This window comes from Luteipulveratus mongoliensis, assembly GCF_001190945.1.
Taxonomy (GTDB): Bacteria; Actinomycetota; Actinomycetes; order Actinomycetales; family Dermatophilaceae; genus Luteipulveratus; species Luteipulveratus mongoliensis.
In genome coordinates this window covers 3,589,001-3,605,453 of sequence record NZ_CP011112.1, presented here as the reverse complement: position 1 = coordinate 3,605,453, position 16,453 = coordinate 3,589,001, and the positions used below count along the sequence as shown (strand labels likewise).

Genomic DNA, 16,453 nt, shown 5'->3' with positions numbered 1-16,453 from the left:
CACGCAACAGGTCGCCCTTGACCCTATAGCGGAGCAGTTTCTCGCCCATGACTCGTGTGTTTCACCCGTGTTACGCCCCACGAGACGGGGGTTGACGCCCGACCTCGTAGGCTTGGCGGGTGGTCGATCGCAAGGACCTTGGGTCCTGGCTCGAAGGAGCCGACAGCTCGCAGACGTCGTACGCCGGAGCGCGCCTCGGCCTTCCCGAGGACGGTCCCGGGTCCCTGGCCGGGTTGTCCCGGCGGGTACCGGCGCTGCTCATCGACTGGGTGCTCAGCTCGCTGATCGCCGCGGCCTTCCTCGGCTACCGGCTCGGGGGCACGGGCCCGACCAGCTTTGCGCCGCTCCTCGTCTTTGCGGTCGAGAACCTGCTCCTGGTCGGCACCGTCGGCTACACCATCGGCCACCGCGTGATGGGCGTGCAGGTGACACGGCTCGACGGGGGAGTGGCCGGCCCGGTGGCCGGCGCGATCCGAACGGTGCTGCTGTGCCTGGTGATTCCGGCCGTCGTATGGGACCGCGACCAGCGCGGCCTGCACGACCGCGCGGCCGGGACGGTCATCACCCGAACTCGCTGACCGCGGCTCACACCAGCAGGAGGATCGCGGCGAGCACCATGAACGCGGCCGTGACGCCGTGGATGCCGTACGCTGCACTCTTGCGCCCGTGATTGCCCAGGATCAGCGTCATGTCGCCGATGGGGATCAACGCCTCCACCAGGATGACCCAGGCGACGGCGTCCGGCTCGGCAAAGATCATCACGATCCCGACGAGGCCGGACGCGATGTCGCGGATGCCCTTGACCTGCCACCAACCTCGGGCCTCGGGGGCGGGCAGGACGGGGAGACCGAAGCCCTCGGCGTTCTTCTCGTTGCGCAGCCAGTAGGCGATCCCGATCCCGATGATCCCGATGCAGGCGATCCAGGTGATGGCCAGGCCGATGGTGTGGGCCACAGTGAGCTCCTCAAGGTGTGATCTAGCAGTGCTAGAAAAACTAGCACTGCTAGATCATCCGCGCTAGCGCTGCTAGAGTCTCGGCATGGAAGCGCGAGAACGGCGGGCCCTGGAGCGACAAGAACGCGAGCAGCGCATCGTCGATGCCGCCCGCGCCCTCGCCGAGGCGGAGGGGTGGTCGGCAGTGACAACGCGGCGACTCGCCGACGAGATCGGACGTAGCCAGCCAGTGCTCTACGGACACTTTCCGGACGGCAAGGTCGGGATCGTGAGAGCCGTTGCGCTGCAAGGCTTTCGGGACATGGCGGACGTCGTGGACACCGTGCGCGCGAAGGCTGGCGAGGGCGAGCAGGCGAAGGCGGTCGTGACGGCGTACCTCGACTTCGCCAAGCGCCGTCCGGCCGTCTATGAGGCGATGTTCATGATGCCGCTCGGGCTGGCGTTCGGCGAGAAATCGGCGCCGCCCGAGCTGCAGAGCGGGTTCGCCTCGCTCAGGGACGGCCTCTCATCCGCTCACGTCGACGGAGTCGACGCCGAGACCCTCACCGAGGTGGCGTGGAGCGCCATGCACGGGATCGCGATGCTGACTCGAGACGGTCGGTTGCGGCCGCGCGCGCGTACGGCCCGGATCGCGGCACTCGTCGGACTGCTCACCCCGGGTTGAGGGGCAGGCCGGCTCGACGGTACTGACGGGCGAGTGCGTGAAACGCGAGCTTCGGCTCCCAGTGCCAGTGCCCCGGTCGGTCGAAGGAGTTCCAGACCGGTTTGACGAGTCCGTAGCTCGTGAGGTCCAGGTCGTACCGCGGCGTGCGGCGATGCGGAGCGTCCGGAGTCACGAAGTTGTACGCCATGGCGGCGTAGAGGCCCATCGACTCGAACGCCGCGAGCACGTCGGTCAGGTAGTCGGCCTGCTGCCGTTCATCGCGCTTGAGGTCGCCGATGATCTCTGGCGGTGTCTTGTCGTAGTCGACAAGGCTCCAGCCCATGCCGCCGTCCTGCGGCGCACCGTGATAAGTGCAGGCACCGAACTCAAGAATCGCGACCGGCTTGCCCCAGCGCTGGAACTGCCGCAGCTCGCGAATGTAGTCAGAGCGGTGCGGGAAGAAGGAGTAGTAGTCGATCCCGACGATGTCGAAGAGGCGCCAGTCGACGTCCTCGTCCTGCGCGGCCGAGTAGGTGAGCTTGCCGCGGAACACCGAGCGACCGGTCGCCGCGGCACGCGAGGTGAAGGCGTGCAGCCGGCGCGCCATCTGCACCGGGTCGAAGTTGCCGCTCTGGAGGTTCTTGATCCGTTCGAGCGCGTCCTTGCCCGGCACGATGCCGGGGACGTAGAGCACGAACTCGCAGCCGACGCTGAGGTGGACCGCGGCCCCGTGTCGGCGCAGCTCCTCGGCGTGCCGGCCGGTCTCGGCGAGGTGATCGAGGATCTCGGCCGCGGGCCGGTCGCCCAGGGTGGGCCGAAGCCAGACGTGCAGACCGCGCTCGGCGGCCTCGGTGGCAGTGGCGGCCAGTCGATCCACGCCGTCGCCCTCGATCAGGACGGAGTTCGCGTGCAGCTGCGTCTTGATCGCCCACAGGTCCGTACGCATCCGGTGCGCATTCCAGGTGGTCTCGGGGAACTCGCCATCGGTCGCCTGGTAGACCACGCCGCGGTACTTCAGTCCCTTCGGTGTCGCTGCGCTGGCCCTGGCCGGCAGAGCGAGCGGGCCGAGGACTCCCGCGGCGGCCGCACCTCGTAGGAATTGCGCGCGGGTGAGCTGAGCTGTGTGCATCTGTTTCCCCTCCTGATGTCTTTCCTCAGTCTGGGGAGTCGGCGGGACGCGCGGCATCGACGAAAAGTCCACGCCTGTGCACTCTTTGGTATGCGTCGACCCCGGCAGAAGTGCTCTGCCGGGGTCGTACGAAAGGTGCGTCAGCGTCAGCGGCCGCGCATCGCCTTACGGTCCATCCGCGCCTTACGCGGGTCCATGCCCTGGGGCACGGGAGGCTTGGCGGAACCGAGGGCCCGCAGCCGCTTGTTGACCGCGTCGACCTCGTCCTTGGTGAGCTTGTCCGGGAGCTTGCGCATCGACTTGGCGAGCTCGTTGACCTCGACGGTGTCGTCGCCGCCCTGGCCGACGCGCAGCACGTGGACCGGGACCTCCGGGCCGGTGACGCGGGCGACGCGCTTGCGCTCGGACTCCAGCAGCTTGACGGACGAGCCCTTGGGGCCTTCGCCGATCAGCACCACACCCGGCTTGCCGACGGCACGGAACACCATCGCCGCGCCAGACATGTCCTTCACGCTGCGTGCCCGACCAGCCTCCGCGGCGACCGGCTCCTGCTCGTAGAACCAGCCACGACGCAAGGCGCCGAGGGCTGCCCCGGTGGCTCCCGGCGTACCGGAGATGGACTTGTAGGCCGCACGCTCGGCGCGACGCCCCATGACGAACAGCGCCGCAACCAGGCCGAAGAGCACACCCATGATGCCCACGTAGATCGGGTGCCCGATCAGCAGACCGATGAGCAGGAAGACACCGAAGACGACCAGGAAGGCGAGGGCCATCCACCAGGCGATGGCCGGGTCCTGCGCCCTGGACTGGGTGAAGACCTGCCTGAACTGGGCGATCCGACCCGGCTTGCTGGGGTCTTTGGGTGCTTTGGGTGCCTTGGGCTTGCGGGCGAAGCGCGACTTCTTGGGCGTCGCGTCGTTCGCGTTGTCGGTGGAGGCCATGGGGTTCAGGATACGTCGCTCAGACGCTTCTCCACGAGCGACGCCGCCTCCTGCCGAGCCGGGTCGGTCGCGGCCGCGGCCAGGTGGCTCAGGTGCTCGGGCAGCGGACGACCGTACGCCTTCATCGCCTGGGTGTAGAGGCGCCCCGCGCGGTAGGACGAACGGACCAACGGACCCGCCATGACGCCCTTGAAGCCGATCTCCTCGGCACGCTCGGACCAGTGCACGAACTCCTCCGGCTTGACCCACCGGTCAATCGGGTGGTGCAGCTTGGAGGGGCGCAGGTATTGAGTGATCGTGAGGATGTCGCAGCCCGCCTCGTGCAGGTCGACGATCGCCTGCTCGATCTCGTGGTCCTCCTCGCCCATCCCGAGGATGAGGTTGGACTTGGTGACCAGCTCCTGCTCGCGGGCCATGGTGAGCACCTTGAGGGACTTCTCGTAGGTGAACGCTGGACGGATGCTCTTGAAGATCCGCGGGACCGTCTCCAGGTTGTGCGCGAAGACCTCCGGCCGGGCATCGAAGACCTGGCCGACCAGCTCGGGCACCGCACCGAAGTCGGGCGGCAGGATCTCGACACCCGTCGTCGGATTGAGCGCGTGGATCTGACGGATCGTCTCGGCGTAGAGGCCGGCCGCACCGTCGGGCTGGTCGTCGCGGGCGACACCGGTCACCGTCGCGTAGCGCAGACCCATCTCGCGGACGGACTCCGCGACGCGGCGGGGCTCGTCCAGGTCGAGCGCGGTCGGGCGGCCCGTCGCGATGTCGCAGAAGTCGCAGCGGCGGGTGCACACGTCGCCGCCGATGAGGAACGTCGCCTCGCGGTCCTCCCAGCACTCGAAGATGTTGGGACAGCCGGCTTCCTGGCAGACCGTGTGCAGGCCGCTGCCCTTCACGCGCGCCTGCATCGCGGTGTATTCGGGGCCCATCTTGGCTGTCGTACGGATCCAGCTCGGCTTGCGCTCGATCGGGGTCTCGGCGTTGCGCGCCTCGACGCGCAGCATGCGACGGCCCTCGGGTGCGACGGTCACGGTTTCCGGCTCCCTTGCCACGTTGTTCAGCCCGCGGCGGAGACGTCGCGGGCCAGTCCCACCAGCGTACGCCGGGGGTTCTGCTGCCTCAGATGAGGATGTCCGGCAGCCGCTTCTCGATGAACGGGACGACCTCGGCGACGGTCACGTCACGCCCGAGCTCGGCGGACAAGGACGTCACCCCTGCGTCCGGGATGCCGCACGGGACGATCGTTGTCGCCCAGGACAGGTCGCAGTCGCAGTTCAGGGCAAAGCCGTGCATCGTCACGTCCTGGCTGACGCGGATGCCGATCGCGCCGATCTTGCGCTCCGAGCGGGTGGCGTCGGCCGGCAGCCAGACGCCGCTGCGGCCCTCCACGCGAGCGGTCTCGAGCCCGAGGTCGCCGCAGGTGTCGATCATCAGCTGCTCCAGGCGGCGGACGTGGCCGACGACGTCAATGGGGTTGGGAAGCCGCACGATCGGGTAGCCCGTGAGCTGACCCGGACCATGCCAGGTGATCTTGCCGCCACGGTCGACGTCGATGACCGGTGTGCCGTCGAACGGCCGCTCGTGCGGCTCGGTCCGCTTGCCGGCGGTGTAGACCGCGCGGTGCTCCAGCAGCAGCGTCGTGTCGTCCTGCTCGCCGGAGACGACCTTGGCGTGTACGTCGCGCTGGGTCGCCCAGGCCGACTCGTAGTCCACGAGGTCAGGAGCGAAGCCAAGGTGCTCGATACGCATGACTTCACCGTACGCCGCCCGCGCCCTACGCTGACCAGGTGCCTGACGGGGACGTGCCGGACCGGGCGTACGGCGCCCTGGCCGGTCTTGCGGTCGGTGACGCGCTCGGGATGCCGACCCAGTCGTTCACCCGCGCCGAGATCCAGGCGCGATTCGGCCGGTTGACGACGCTTGTCGACGCACCACCCGATCAACCCATCGCCCCGGATGTGCCCGCCGGGCAGGTGACCGACGACACCGAGCAGATGCTGCTGTTGGCCGCCGAGCTCGTGGAGGGCCATGGTCACGCAGATCCGGCACGCTGGGCGGGCGCCCTCGACGCCTGGGAGCAGGACATGACCGCGCGGGGCTCGCGCGACCTGCTCGGGCCGTCCACGCGCCGGGCCATCGACCTGATCCGGGCCGGCATCGATCCGGCCGAGGCAGGTGCCAGCGGCACGACGAACGGCGCTGCCATGCGCATCGCACCGCTCGGCCTCGCCCTGGCCTGGGGTGAGTCGTCCGCGCAGCACCTCGCGTTCGTCGAGCGCGTCGCGCAGACCTGCCTGCCCACGCACCACACCGGTGTCGCCATCGCTGGGGCCGCGGCGGTGGCGGCGGCGATCTCGTGCGCGCTGGACGGGGGAGCGTACGACGACCTCGTCGCTGCGGCGCTGGCCGCGGCTCGGCTGGGGGAGAGGTGCGGTACGTCCGTGCCCGGCCCGTCGGTCGCGGGCCGGCTCGAGTGGGTGCTCGGCTCGCGCACCGAGAGGTCCGGCGACGCGCTCGACGACTGGCTGTACGACGTCGTCGGCACCACGGTCGCGACCACCGAGTCGGTGCCGACCGCGTTCGCCCTGCTTGAGGACGCGCTTTCTGATCCACGTGCGGGCTTGTCGCGAGCGGCGAGTCTGGGTGGTGACACGGACACGATCGCTGCCATCCTCGGGGCGATCACGGGTGCGAGGCTCGGCCGTTCCGGGCTCCCGCAGGACTGGTGCGAGACCGTCGAGCGAGTCAACGGACTGGACCTGGCCGCTGTCGCCGGTCGGCTGCTGTCCCTTCGAGAGGTGAGCTGATGAGCAGAGTCATCCACACCGGCCAGGCCCTCGTCGATGAGGTCGTCGACGTGCCCGGCCTGCCGCGTCGGGGCGGCAACGCGATGGCCACGAGCTACGGCCGGTACGCCGGTGGTTCCGTCAACGTGCTCGTCGCCGCGGCGCGCACGGGCGCCCGTGCCGTCCACGCCGGCGCTGTCGGCACCGGACCTAACGGAGACCTGATCCGTGAGGCGATGGCTGCCGAGAACGTAGAGCTGGCAACCGATCTCGTGCCTGACGCCGACACCGGGATCTGCTTCGTCATGATCGAGCCGAGCGCCGAGCGGACCTTCGTCACGACGCAAGGTGCCGAGCGAAAGATCAGCGCCGACCTGCTGTCGCAGTCACGCCCGGTCGCGGACGACATCGTCTGCGTCACCGGCTACACGCTGCTCGGCGAGACGTGCGAGCCGTTGATGACGTGGCTGGAGTCGCTCGTCGACGGTGTCGTGGTCGTGCTCGATCCGAGCGCTCCGTTCGCCGAGCTCGAGCCGGACCTGCAGCAGCGCATGCTCAGGGTCACCGACGTGTGGACCAGCAACGCCGAGGAGGCTCGCGATCTGACGGGTGTGGACGACGTCGAGGGCTCCACCGAGGCTGTCGCCGGACGCCTCGCGCCCCGGGCGGTGGTGATCGTGAGGGATGGCCCGGAAGGCTGCTTCCTCCGCGAAGCCGGGCACACGTCGTACGTCCAGGGCTATCCCCAGAAGCCGGTCGATACCAACGGTGCGGGCGATGCGCACACCGGCGTCCTGGTTGCCGAGCGTGCGGGCGGGGCGGACTGGGCCACGGCTGCGGTGCGAGCCAACGCGGCCGGTGCGATCAAGGTGACGCGCAAGGGGCCCGCTACCGCGCCGACACGCGCCGAGGTCGACGCCTTTCTCGCCGAGCACGGGCAGGACGATCGCGACCCACGTTGATCTGATCAACGTTGACCGTCGCGCCGGGCGCGGCGGACCGTGGCAGGTATGACGACCACCGCGCAGCCCGAACCCCAGATCGCACCCGCCGGCCTCTCAGGGGTGGTGGTTGCTGAGACCGATATCGGTGACGTCCGCGGCACCGAAGGCTTCTTCCACTACCGGCAGTACGACGCGACGGAGCTGGCGCGGCAGGTCTCGTTCGAGGAGGTCTGGCACCTGATGGTCCGCGGACACCTGCCGACGCGCGATGAGCTCGCTCGGTGGCAGTCGCTGATTGCCGAGAACGCAGTGCTACCAAAGGAACTGGCCGACGACCTCGTGGAGGTCATGCGGCGCAGCGCCAGGGATGACCCGTTGGTTGCCCTGCGTACGACGGTGTCGGCTCTCGGGGCGCTGCGCGGTGACCGTCCGCTGTGGGACCTCGATGCTGAGGAGAAGGAGACGGCAGCGATTCGTACGGCTGCCGTGGTGCCATGGCTGGTCTCTGCGGCCTATCGAGTGCGTCGTGGCGAGGCCGTACGAGACCCGCGTCCCGAGCTCGGTGTCGTCGGCAGCTATCTGTGGATGCTGACGGGCGAAGAAGCGACGCAGGATCATCAGGACGCGCTGAGTCGCTACCTGTGCCTGACGATCGACCACGGTTTCAACGCATCGACCTTCACAGCCCGGGTGGTTGCCTCGACTGGTGCTGACTTGTCTGCGTGCGTGGTGGCCGGGATCGGTGCACTGTCAGGTCCGCTGCACGGTGGGGCGCCCTCGCGCGCGCTCGACGCGCTGGACGAGATCGGCACGGTCGAGAACGCGGCGCCGTGGGCCCGGGCGCAGCTCGCTGCGGGACAGCGCGTGATGGGTTTCGGGCACGCGGTTTACCGAGGGCTCGACCCGCGCTCAGAGCTGTTGCGGGAGACCGCCGTCGGGCTGGGCGGCGCCACCGCAGAGCTCGCGGTGCAGGTGGAGAAGGAGGTGGTGCGGGTGCTCGACGAGGCGAAGCCGGACCGCCCCCTGCGGGCCAACGTCGAGTACTACGCGGGCGTGGTCATGCAGTCCTGCGGTGTGCCGCGCGAGATGTTCACGCCGACCTTTGCGGTCAGCCGGGTGATCGGCTGGACGGCGCACATCCTCGAGCAGAGCCGGGGCCGCAAGATCTATCGGCCGAGCTCTGCGTACGCGGGTCCCGTTGCGCCGCAACAGGTTCCGGAGATCGACGCGAGGTAGGGAGATCTGCCGAGCCACGCTCGTTTGCGATCGCAACGTGCCTCGCCAACTCGCAGAGGCCTCGCCTCGATGGGAGGCACCTTCGAGGAAGCGAGGCACTTTGCCCGTGCAAAGGTGGCAGCAGCCTGATGGATGTCCTCCGCGACGCCATGCCCTCGCCTCACTGGCCAGTGCTGCACGTGCAGCCTTGACCCTGTCATCACCCCTCTTGCCCATCTTGGCCAGGTTGAGAGGTGGCAGAAGCTCATCGAGCACCGCGGTCCCGACTTCATCGAGCACTACCCCGGCTTCGGACCTGACCCAAACGGCAAGGCGCAGGTGTTGCGGCCCGCCAGGCTGCGTTCGGCCTTGCCCACGTAGAGCGGCCGGTCGGGGTCGCCGGCTGCGAGCTGCTCGAGGGCTTTGCTCGTCGCCGTAGACGGCAGAGGCCAGGATCGTTCGGCACGACCTCAAGAGCATCTACAAGCGGGTGGCGCGGGCCATCGACCAAGGAGGTGAGACCTGCGCGGAGCACGCCAGGATTCATAGCCCGGAGCGTAGGGGCGAGGGCGAAGGTAAGCGCCGATCACGTGGCCGATGAGCCTCAGTCCCCGTGGGAGGGCTGCTCGGCCGGCCCGGTGTACACCGCTCGGGGACGGAAACGCAGACGGTGCTGCAGCTCCTCCAGAGCGTGCGCCGTCATCCCCGCGAGCCGGGCAAGCACGAAGATCGCTTCCGCTCCGCCGAGCCGGAGCGGAAGGCCGATCGTCAAGGCTGCCATCGCGAGGTCGACGTTGGGGGCGAGGCTGTGCCGGCGTCGTACCTGCAAGCACAGATCATCGATCGGCTCGGTCAGGTCAGGCCGGACCTGACCGAGCAGGTCGAACAGGCAGTCGGCACGCGGGTCGGCGTCCGTGTAGACGGTGTGGCCGAATCCGGGTGGTACGCCGTCGCACTGGTCCAGTGCCGCCGCGGCACCGACCTCGAGCGTCGCCTCCACGAGCGGCACGGCCTGCGCCGCGGCCCGCCCATGGAGCTGTCCGCCCATCGCGGCCGCGCCGGTGAGGAGGGTGACATAGGGGCCGGCGTGAGTGCTCGCGGCCGCTCGCGCAGCCACGGTCGAGGTCGCGAGCTCGTGATCCGCCAGCAGCACGAGCGCGGCGTTGATCAGGGTGACGTCCTCGGGCTTCGGGTCAGGTACGAGCGCAGTTGCGACGATCTCGGCCACGGACTGCTCCGGAGCTGGTGTCGCGCCTGAGGTGAGGCTGTTCGCGGCGGCGAGGATAGCCGTACGGGCTGCGGCGCAGACCTGGTCCGGGAGCGGGGCGCCACGTCCGTCGTCGTCCTCGTCCGCGGCGAGCAGGGCGAGCGCGACGCGGACGCGACCGGCCGGGGACGTGGACTCCGGGCACACCTGCGCCACCCGTGGAGCGATGCCGTCCGCCGTGGTGGGCCAAGGGCCGGACAGGCCTGACTGCCAAAGGATCTCGGCGACGTCCTCGAACGAGTGTGTCGTCGCGAGGTCGCAGGCATCGCGCCCGCGGTAGAGCAGCCGACCGGCCGGGTCGAGATCGGTGACGGCGGTGTCGATGTGCAGCTCGAAGACGCCGCTGCGAGGGCGCCGATGACGCTCAACGAGCGCCTGGACTGCGGCTCGGTCGAACATCGAGACCCGGTGGCCGTTGCTGTCCGTGCCGGGCACCCGGGCGAGGACCCCGCGGCTGACGTAGGCGTAGAGCGTCTGGCGTCGTACGCCGAGCAGGTCGGCCGCGGCTGCGGCGGAGATCAGCTCGGACCCGGTCATACCCGCACGGTAACCACTGCTTGTGGACAACGTTTTGAGACCCCTGCGCGGTGGCACTCTGACCGTCATGCAGCCCGACCCCGACACCGCCGACCCGGCCGAGCCCACTCGTCCGCAGCTGCCAGGCTTTCGCGTCGGCCCGTTCCTCGGCGCCGGGAGCTCCGGCCAGGTCTGGACCGTCACGCGCGCGTCCGACGGCGCGAGGCTCGCGGCCAAGGTGCTGACCGAGCGGCCGGAGGACGTCGGGCTGGAGCTGACCGTCCTCCAGCGGATCGAGCACGACCACGTGCTGCGCCTGATCGACACCGTCCTCGAGGACTCGGGCGCGCATCCGAGGATCGCGCTGATCACCGAGTTGGCCGAAGGCGGCTCACTCGCGGCCGCCGTCGAAGGCCGAGGTCACTTCACGGTTGGCGAGCTGGTGACCGTGCTCTGCCCCGTGGCCAGAGCGCTGCATGACCTGCATGCGCTGGGCCTCGTGCATGGCGACCTGTCCCCGGCCAACGTGCTGCTGACCGACGAGGGCAAGCCGCTCATCGCCGACCTCGGTGTCGCGCGGCTGGCGGGTGTCCCGGATGCGCAGGTGTGGGGGAGTGATGGGTTCGTCGCGCCCGAGGTGCTGGGCGGCGCGTTGCCGACGCCGGCCGCCGATGTCTATGCATTGGGTGCGCTGGCCTGGACGGCGCTGGTGGGTGAGCGCCCGGAGCCACCCGCGTTGCGGCCCCACCTGGAGGACGTTGCTCCGCAGGTGCCGGCCGAGGTCCGCGACCTGGTCGTCAGCTGCCTGTCGCACACTCCGGAGGCGCGGCCCGAGCCGGGAGACCTGGCGCTGCGCCTCTGGGACCTTGCCCGGCCCGCGCCGGCCCCGCTCGCCGGGTCGAGCGGTCGTCGTACGGCACCAGCCGCCGGTGACTCGGCCTCGGGCCTGACCCAACGCATCCGCGAGGCGGCGGAGCCGGCGCCGGAGCATCTCGCGGTGCCCTGGTGGCGGCAGCGCGTGGTGCGTCGTACGGCGGTGCTGGGTGGGCTGGTCGGCGTCGCCTGCGCGGGTTATGCCGCTCTCGGCCCGACCGCCACCGGCGCCGGTTCGGATCCCATGGCTGCGCCCACCTCTCGCCCTGCCGCAGCGAAGGCATCCGCCACGAAAGCCCGGCCGTCGCCCTCGCCATCGGCGCGACGGCCGTCCACCCGACCGACCGACGACGCGACCGGCGCTGAAACGCTCGGCGCCAACCCGGTCAGCGTCCTGCAGCGCGTGGTGACGGCGAGGGCGAGCGCGTGGACCACTGGCCGCGAGGCCGATCTGGGCGGCGCGTTCGTCGCTGGGTCGAGCGGGTGGCGGCGTGATCAGGCAGACCTGCAGCAGGCGGCTCGAGCATCCGTGCGCTACAAGGGCCTGGGCTTTCGGGTCCGTCGCGCCGAGCTGGACTTCTCGGCGTCCGACACGGTCAAGGTCGATGCCGTGGTGGACCGGTCGGCGTACGCGTTGGTCTCGCCCGCCGGCGAGCAGCGGATGCCCGGCAGCGTGGGGGAGCGCGCCACGCTCACGATGGAGTGGACCGACCGCGGCTGGCGTATCTCGAGCTGGACGCCGGCCGCTAGTGGGTGATGGCCCAGGCCAGGCCGTCCTCCAACGACTCATGGTTCCAAGTGAATCCGGACGCGCTCAGCGCCGCCGGCTCCAGACGCTGGCTGCCGAGGATGTCCTGGACCATCTCGCCGATCACGACGCGGAGAGCCGGCGACGGCGCCGGCACGATCGCCGGGCGATGGACCAGGCGGCCAAGCTGTGCCGCGAAGTCCTTCTGCCGCTCGGGCTGGGGCGCCGCCATATTGACCGGCCCGACGATGTCGGGATGATCGATGAGGTGGGTGATGGCTCGCACCTCGTCCTCGAGCGAGATCCAGGACCACCACTGACGACCGTTGCCCAGCGGGCCACCGAGGGCGAACCGCGCGAGGGGCAGCATGCGACCGAGCGCTCCACCACGAGCGGAGAGCACGAGGCTGGACCGGGTGAACGCCGTGGGGCAGCCGGCGTCGGCGGCAGGAGCAGCGGCGGCCTCCCAGTCGCGTACGAGATCGGACAGGAACCCGTCGCCGCGGCTGCTGGTCTCGTCGAGGACTTCCTCACCGCGGTTGCCGTAGAACCCCATCGCCGATCCGCTGACCAGGCGGACGGGCCGCCCGACCTCCGCGAGAGCGCGAGCGACTGTGGTGGTGCAGTCGATTCGTGACTGGACCAGGGTGCGCTTGTACGACGTCGTCCACCGATGGTCACCGACCCCGGCACCCGCCAGGTTGACCACCGCAGTCACCCCGTCAAGGGCTGCCGGGTCCAGCTGCTGGCGCGCCGGGTCCCAGGTGACCTCGTGGGCCGCCTCAGCCGAGCGGCGTACGAGATGGACGACCTCGTCCCCGCGGTCCCGCAGGTACGACGACAGCGCGCCGCCGATCAGGCCGGATGAGCCGGTGATGGCGACGCGCTGTGTCATGACGTCCCTCAGACCTCGAACGCGCCTTCCTCGAGGCGCTCCTTGATCGCGGTGAGGAAGCGGGCAGCATCCGCCCCATCCACGATCCGGTGGTCGTAGGAGAGCGCGAGGTAGACCATCGAGCGGATGGCGATGGTCTCGCCACCGTCAGCATCGGTGACCACGATGGGCCGCTTGACGACCGAGCCGGTGCCGAGGATGCCGACCTGCGGCTGGTTGATGATCGGGGTGTCGAACAACGCACCTCGGCTGCCGGTGTTGGTCAGCGTGAACGTGCCACCGCCGAGCTCGTCCGGCTTGACCTTGTTGCTGCGCGTGCGCTCCGCCAGGTCCGCGATCTTGCGAGCCAGGCCGGCGATGTTGAGCTCGCCGGCGTTCTGGACGACGGGGACGAACAGGCCCTTCTCGGTGTCGACCGCAATCCCGAGGTTCTCGCTCGCGTGGTAGACGATGGAGTCGCCGTCGACACTGGCGTTGACCTGGGGGTAGGCCTTGAGTGCCTCGACAGCCGCGAGGGCGAAGAACGGCAGGAAGCTGAGCTTGACGCCCTCGCGCTGCTCGAAGTCGACCTTGGACTTGGCCCGCAGCCTGGCCACCTTGGTGACATCGACCTCGAGCACCGTGGTGAGCTGTGCCGAGACCTGCAACGACTCGACCATGCGTGTCGCGATGAGCTTGCGCATCCGGCTCATCTTCTCGGTGGTGCCGCGCTTGGGCGACACGGGCGTACCGCTCTTGGCTGGTGCGGACGCAGCCGGTGCTGCTGCCGCGGGAGCCTCAGCTGCGGCCGGGGCGGCGGCCTCGGCAGCCGCGAGGACGTCCTGCTTGCGGATACGTCCACCGACACCGGTGCCCGTCACGCTCGCGAGCTCGATGCCCTTCTCAGCAGCCAGCTTGCGGACCAGGGGCGTGACGTAGCTTGCGGGGTCACGGCCATCGTTGGAGTCGCCCTCGGCGGCCGGCGCGCTGGAGCCTGCCGAAGCCGGGGTGGCGGCAGGTTGCGGAGTCGGCTCCGGTGACGGCGGCGCGGCCGGGGCTGCCTGCGGAGCAGGTGCGGCGGCAGGTGCCGGTGCGGCCTCGGCTGCGGGCTTAGCAGGCTCGGCGGCCGGCTCTGGCTCGGCCGGCTTCGCGGGCTCGGGGGTCGGCTCAGGCGCAGCGCCTGCTGCTGGCTCGGCGGGCTTCTCGGGTGCGGCCTGCTCGGCCGGAGCGGCCGCGCCGCCCTCACCGCCGACGATCGCGAGGTCGGCGCCGACGGGAACGGTCTCGTCCTCCTGCACCAGGATCTTGGTCAGCTTGCCGGCGACCGGGGACGGCACCTCGGTGTCGACCTTGTCGGTCGAGACCTCGAGCAGCGGCTCGTCCACGGCGACGTCATCGCCCTCGGCCTTGAGCCAGCGGGTGATGGTGCCCTCAGTGACCGACTCACCGAGCGCGGGCATCGTGATCTTCTCGCCGCCGGTGACCTCGCCACCGGAGGCCGGCGCGGCTGCGGGCGCCTCAGCGGGCTTCTCGGCCTTCTCCTCCGGAGCAGGCGTGGCCTCCGGCTCGGCCTTGGTCTCGGGTGCCGCGGCAGGAGCAGGAGTCTCGGCCGGCTTCTCGGCCGCGGGAGCAGCGGCCTGCTCGGGCGCGCCACCACCAGCGTCACTTGCTGCGCCGTCACCGATCACGGCAAGGTCGGCGCCGACCGGGACCGTCTCGTCCTCCTCGACCAGCACCTCCTGGAGGGTGCCGGCGACCGGAGACGGGATCTCGGTGTCGACCTTGTCGGTCGAGACCTCCAGCAGCGGCTCATCCACCGCCACCTCGTCGCCGACGTTCTTCAGCCACCTGGTCACGGTGCCCTCGGTGACGGACTCTCCGAGGGCGGGCATGGTCACACGTTCAGACATGGGTGACAGTCTCCTGGATCTGGTGACGGATGTGCAGTGTTGTCGACAGAGGTGTCGCGGACGTCATGGTGCTCATGCGTGGGCGTGCAGTGGTTTGCCTGCGAGTGCGAGGTGCGCCTCGCCGAGGGCTTCGTTCTGGGTGGGGTGAGCGTGGATCAGCGCAGCGACGTCGTCGGGCAGTGCTTCCCAGCCGACGATGAGCTGGGCCTCGCCGACCTGCTCGCCCATCCGTGCACCGACCATGTGGACGCCGACCACGGGACCGTCCTTCACGCGCACGAGCTTGACGAAGCCCTGGGTGCGCAGGATCTGGCTCTTGCCGTTGCCGCCGAGGTTGTACTCGATGGTCTCGACCTCGCCGTGCTTGTCCTTCGCCTGCGCCTCGGTCAGGCCGACGGAGGCGATCTCAGGGTCGCAGTAGGTGACCCGCGGGATGCCGGACTCGTCGATCGGCGTCGGCTGCTGGCCGGCGATCTGCTCGGCCACGAAGATCCCTTGGGCGAATCCGCGGTGCGCCAGCTGGAGTCCGGGAACGATGTCGCCCACGGCGTAGACACCGTCCACGTTGGTGCGGCAGCGCTCATCGGCGAGCACGAAGCCGCGGTCCATGGCCACGCCGGCCTCGGCGTAACCCAGGCCGTCGGTGACCGGTCCGCGACCGACGGCGACGAGCAGAAGGTCCGTCTCGATGGTGTCGCCGGACTCGAGCGAGACGGTGACGACGTCACCCTTCTGCTCGGCGCCGGCGAACTTCACGCCGGTCTTGAAGGCGATCTTGCGCTTGCGGAAGGCGCGCTCGAGCGTCTTGGAGATGGCCTCGTCCTCGGCCGCGACGAGGCGGGGGAGCGCCTCGATGATCGTCACGTCAGCGCCGAATGACTTGAAGACAGAAGCGAATTCGACGCCGATGACACCACCACCCAGGACCACGACCCGGCTGGGCACGTGGTCGAGGGTCAGCGCCTGCTCGCTCGTGACGATGCGTCCGCCGATGTCCAGGCCGGGCAGCGTCTTGGCGTAGGAGCCGGTGGCCAGCACGACGTGCTTGCCGACGACAGAGCGGTCGCCCACGGTGACGGTGGTGGGGTTGGTCAGCCGCCCCTCACCCTCGATGTAGTCGATCGTCTTGGACGACACGAGCCCCTGCAGGCCCTTGTGGAGACGTGAGACGACACCGTCCTTGTAGGCGTGCACCCCGGACATGTCGACCGACTCGAACGTCGTCTTGACGCCGAAGGAGGCGCCCTCACGAGCGGAGTCGGCGACCTCGGCTGCGTGCAGCAGGGCCTTGGTGGGGATGCAGCCTTGGTGGAGACAGGTGCCACCCAGCTTGTTCTTCTCGACGAGAGCCACGGACAGCCCCAGCTCGGCGGCCCGCAGCGCGCAGGCGTAGCCCCCGCTGCCGCCGCCGAGAATGACGATGTCGTAGGTCGGTGCGGCCTCAGCCGTCATGGTGCCAACGCTCCCTTGCGTCGATGCGGACTTCTCATCACACGCCGGTCGGGTGCCCCCGCGAGCGCGCGATGGAGCCATCTTGGCACTGACCGGAGGAACGACTTCAGGGAGGTACGCCGGTCAGCCCGGTGCTGTGGCGTGCGCCACCTCGTCCGGTGGCCGATCAATTGTCTGGTGGCCGGTGCGGCGTCCGTGCCA

Annotated in this window: 15 protein-coding genes; 6 read left to right on the top strand and 9 right to left on the bottom strand. The window is 69.8% G+C overall.

Going from position 1 to position 16,453, the window contains the following annotated elements:
* Window positions 1–119: 119 nt before the first annotated feature.
* Window positions 120–578: an RDD family protein gene (locus tag VV02_RS17145; RefSeq protein ID WP_052593420.1), complete on the top strand. Its 459-nt coding sequence runs from the start codon at window positions 120–122 to the stop codon at window positions 576–578.
* A 7-nt stretch (window positions 579–585) separates the two neighbouring features.
* Here VV02_RS17145 and VV02_RS17140 read toward each other — a convergent pair whose 3' ends face one another.
* Window positions 586–954 carry a DUF4267 domain-containing protein gene (locus VV02_RS17140; protein ID WP_052593418.1) on the bottom strand — a complete coding sequence of 123 codons (369 nt, stop codon included), beginning with the start codon at window positions 952–954 and terminating at the stop codon, window positions 586–588.
* A gap of 85 nt (window positions 955–1,039) precedes the next feature.
* On the opposite strand from VV02_RS17140, the gene VV02_RS17135 reads away from it, so the two are divergent.
* Entirely contained in the window at window positions 1,040–1,618 is a 579-nt protein-coding gene (locus VV02_RS17135) for a TetR/AcrR family transcriptional regulator (RefSeq protein WP_052593417.1), read from the top strand.
* Here VV02_RS17135 and VV02_RS17130 read toward each other — a convergent pair.
* The 4 genes from VV02_RS17130 to lipB all read right to left on the bottom strand — a co-directional run bounded on the left by VV02_RS17130 (window position 1,605) and on the right by lipB (window position 5,416).
* Window positions 1,605–2,726, bottom strand: coding sequence for a glycoside hydrolase family 113 protein (locus VV02_RS17130; protein WP_052593415.1), 1,122 nt, complete (start codon window positions 2,724–2,726; stop codon window positions 1,605–1,607). The two genes, VV02_RS17135 and VV02_RS17130, sit on opposite strands and share 14 nt — an antisense overlap.
* Window positions 2,727–2,872: 146 nt before the next feature.
* Complete coding sequence (locus VV02_RS17125; protein WP_052593412.1) at window positions 2,873–3,667, bottom strand: DUF4191 domain-containing protein; 795 nt, start codon at window positions 3,665–3,667, stop codon at window positions 2,873–2,875.
* Window positions 3,668–3,672: 5 nt separating this feature from the next.
* The gene (lipA, locus tag VV02_RS17120) at window positions 3,673–4,698 is read right to left on the bottom strand and encodes a lipoyl synthase (protein WP_052593410.1); all 1,026 of its coding nucleotides are present in this window, start codon (window positions 4,696–4,698) and stop codon (window positions 3,673–3,675) included.
* Window positions 4,699–4,786: 88 nt separating this feature from the next.
* Window positions 4,787–5,416 (bottom strand): lipoyl(octanoyl) transferase LipB, encoded by a 630-nt coding sequence (lipB, locus tag VV02_RS17115; protein WP_052593409.1) that lies wholly within the window; start codon window positions 5,414–5,416, stop codon window positions 4,787–4,789.
* 38 nt (window positions 5,417–5,454) lie between these two features.
* Between lipB and VV02_RS17110 the strand changes: the two genes are divergently transcribed.
* The 3 genes from VV02_RS17110 to VV02_RS17100 are packed head-to-tail and all read left to right on the top strand — an operon-like array spanning window position 5,455 to window position 8,633.
* Complete coding sequence (locus VV02_RS17110) at window positions 5,455–6,474, top strand: ADP-ribosylglycohydrolase family protein (protein ID WP_083450247.1); 1,020 nt, start codon at window positions 5,455–5,457, stop codon at window positions 6,472–6,474.
* Window positions 6,474–7,415: a PfkB family carbohydrate kinase gene (locus tag VV02_RS17105; protein WP_052593405.1), complete on the top strand. Its 942-nt coding sequence runs from the start codon at window positions 6,474–6,476 to the stop codon at window positions 7,413–7,415. Before VV02_RS17110 ends, VV02_RS17105 begins: the two co-directional genes overlap by 1 nt.
* 48 nt (window positions 7,416–7,463) lie before the next feature.
* Window positions 7,464–8,633 (top strand): citrate/2-methylcitrate synthase, encoded by a 1,170-nt coding sequence (locus VV02_RS17100; RefSeq protein WP_052593403.1) that lies wholly within the window; start codon window positions 7,464–7,466, stop codon window positions 8,631–8,633.
* Window positions 8,634–9,216: 583 nt separating this feature from the next.
* On the opposite strand, the gene VV02_RS17090 is transcribed toward VV02_RS17100, so the two are convergent.
* The gene (locus tag VV02_RS17090) at window positions 9,217–10,416 is read right to left on the bottom strand and encodes a citrate synthase (RefSeq protein ID WP_052593399.1); all 1,200 of its coding nucleotides are present in this window, start codon (window positions 10,414–10,416) and stop codon (window positions 9,217–9,219) included.
* 67 nt (window positions 10,417–10,483) lie between these two features.
* Here VV02_RS17090 and VV02_RS17085 point away from each other — a divergent pair, with 67 nt between their 5' ends.
* Window positions 10,484–12,025, top strand: coding sequence for a serine/threonine protein kinase (locus tag VV02_RS17085; RefSeq protein WP_052593397.1), 1,542 nt, complete (start codon window positions 10,484–10,486; stop codon window positions 12,023–12,025).
* Here VV02_RS17085 and VV02_RS17080 read toward each other — a convergent pair.
* From VV02_RS17080 to lpdA, 3 genes are all read right to left on the bottom strand, one after another.
* On the bottom strand, window positions 12,015–12,911 hold the full coding sequence (locus VV02_RS17080) for a TIGR01777 family oxidoreductase (protein WP_052593395.1): 897 nt from the start codon (window positions 12,909–12,911) through the stop codon (window positions 12,015–12,017). The two genes, VV02_RS17085 and VV02_RS17080, sit on opposite strands and share 11 nt — an antisense overlap.
* 8 nt (window positions 12,912–12,919) lie before the next feature.
* The gene (gene sucB / locus VV02_RS17075) at window positions 12,920–14,800 is read right to left on the bottom strand and encodes a 2-oxoglutarate dehydrogenase, E2 component, dihydrolipoamide succinyltransferase (RefSeq protein WP_052593393.1); all 1,881 of its coding nucleotides are present in this window, start codon (window positions 14,798–14,800) and stop codon (window positions 12,920–12,922) included.
* Between the two features lie 72 nt (window positions 14,801–14,872).
* Entirely contained in the window at window positions 14,873–16,252 is a 1,380-nt protein-coding gene (gene lpdA, locus VV02_RS17070) for a dihydrolipoyl dehydrogenase (protein ID WP_052593391.1), read from the bottom strand.
* Window positions 16,253–16,453 lie beyond the last annotated feature (201 nt).

Excerpts from the sequence above, each read along its gene's own strand:
- VV02_RS17130 (WP_052593415.1), bottom strand. The coding sequence starts at position 2,726 with ATGCACACAGCTCAGCTCACCCGCGCGCAATTCCTACGAGGTGCGGCC.
- VV02_RS17090 (WP_052593399.1), bottom strand. The coding sequence starts at position 10,416 with ATGACCGGGTCCGAGCTGATCTCCGCCGCAGCCGCGGCCGACCTGCTC.
- VV02_RS17125 (WP_052593412.1), bottom strand. The coding sequence starts at position 3,667 with ATGGCCTCCACCGACAACGCGAACGACGCGACGCCCAAGAAGTCGCGC.
- sucB (WP_052593393.1), bottom strand. The coding sequence starts at position 14,800 with ATGTCTGAACGTGTGACCATGCCCGCCCTCGGAGAGTCCGTCACCGAG.
- VV02_RS17135 (WP_052593417.1), top strand. The coding sequence starts at position 1,040 with ATGGAAGCGCGAGAACGGCGGGCCCTGGAGCGACAAGAACGCGAGCAG.
- VV02_RS17080 (WP_052593395.1), bottom strand. The coding sequence starts at position 12,911 with ATGACACAGCGCGTCGCCATCACCGGCTCATCCGGCCTGATCGGCGGC.
- VV02_RS17105 (WP_052593405.1), top strand. The coding sequence starts at position 6,474 with ATGAGCAGAGTCATCCACACCGGCCAGGCCCTCGTCGATGAGGTCGTC.
- VV02_RS17100 (WP_052593403.1), top strand. The coding sequence starts at position 7,464 with ATGACGACCACCGCGCAGCCCGAACCCCAGATCGCACCCGCCGGCCTC.
- lpdA (WP_052593391.1), bottom strand. The coding sequence starts at position 16,252 with ATGACGGCTGAGGCCGCACCGACCTACGACATCGTCATTCTCGGCGGC.
- lipB (WP_052593409.1), bottom strand. The coding sequence starts at position 5,416 with ATGCGTATCGAGCACCTTGGCTTCGCTCCTGACCTCGTGGACTACGAG.
- VV02_RS17085 (WP_052593397.1), top strand. The coding sequence starts at position 10,484 with ATGCAGCCCGACCCCGACACCGCCGACCCGGCCGAGCCCACTCGTCCG.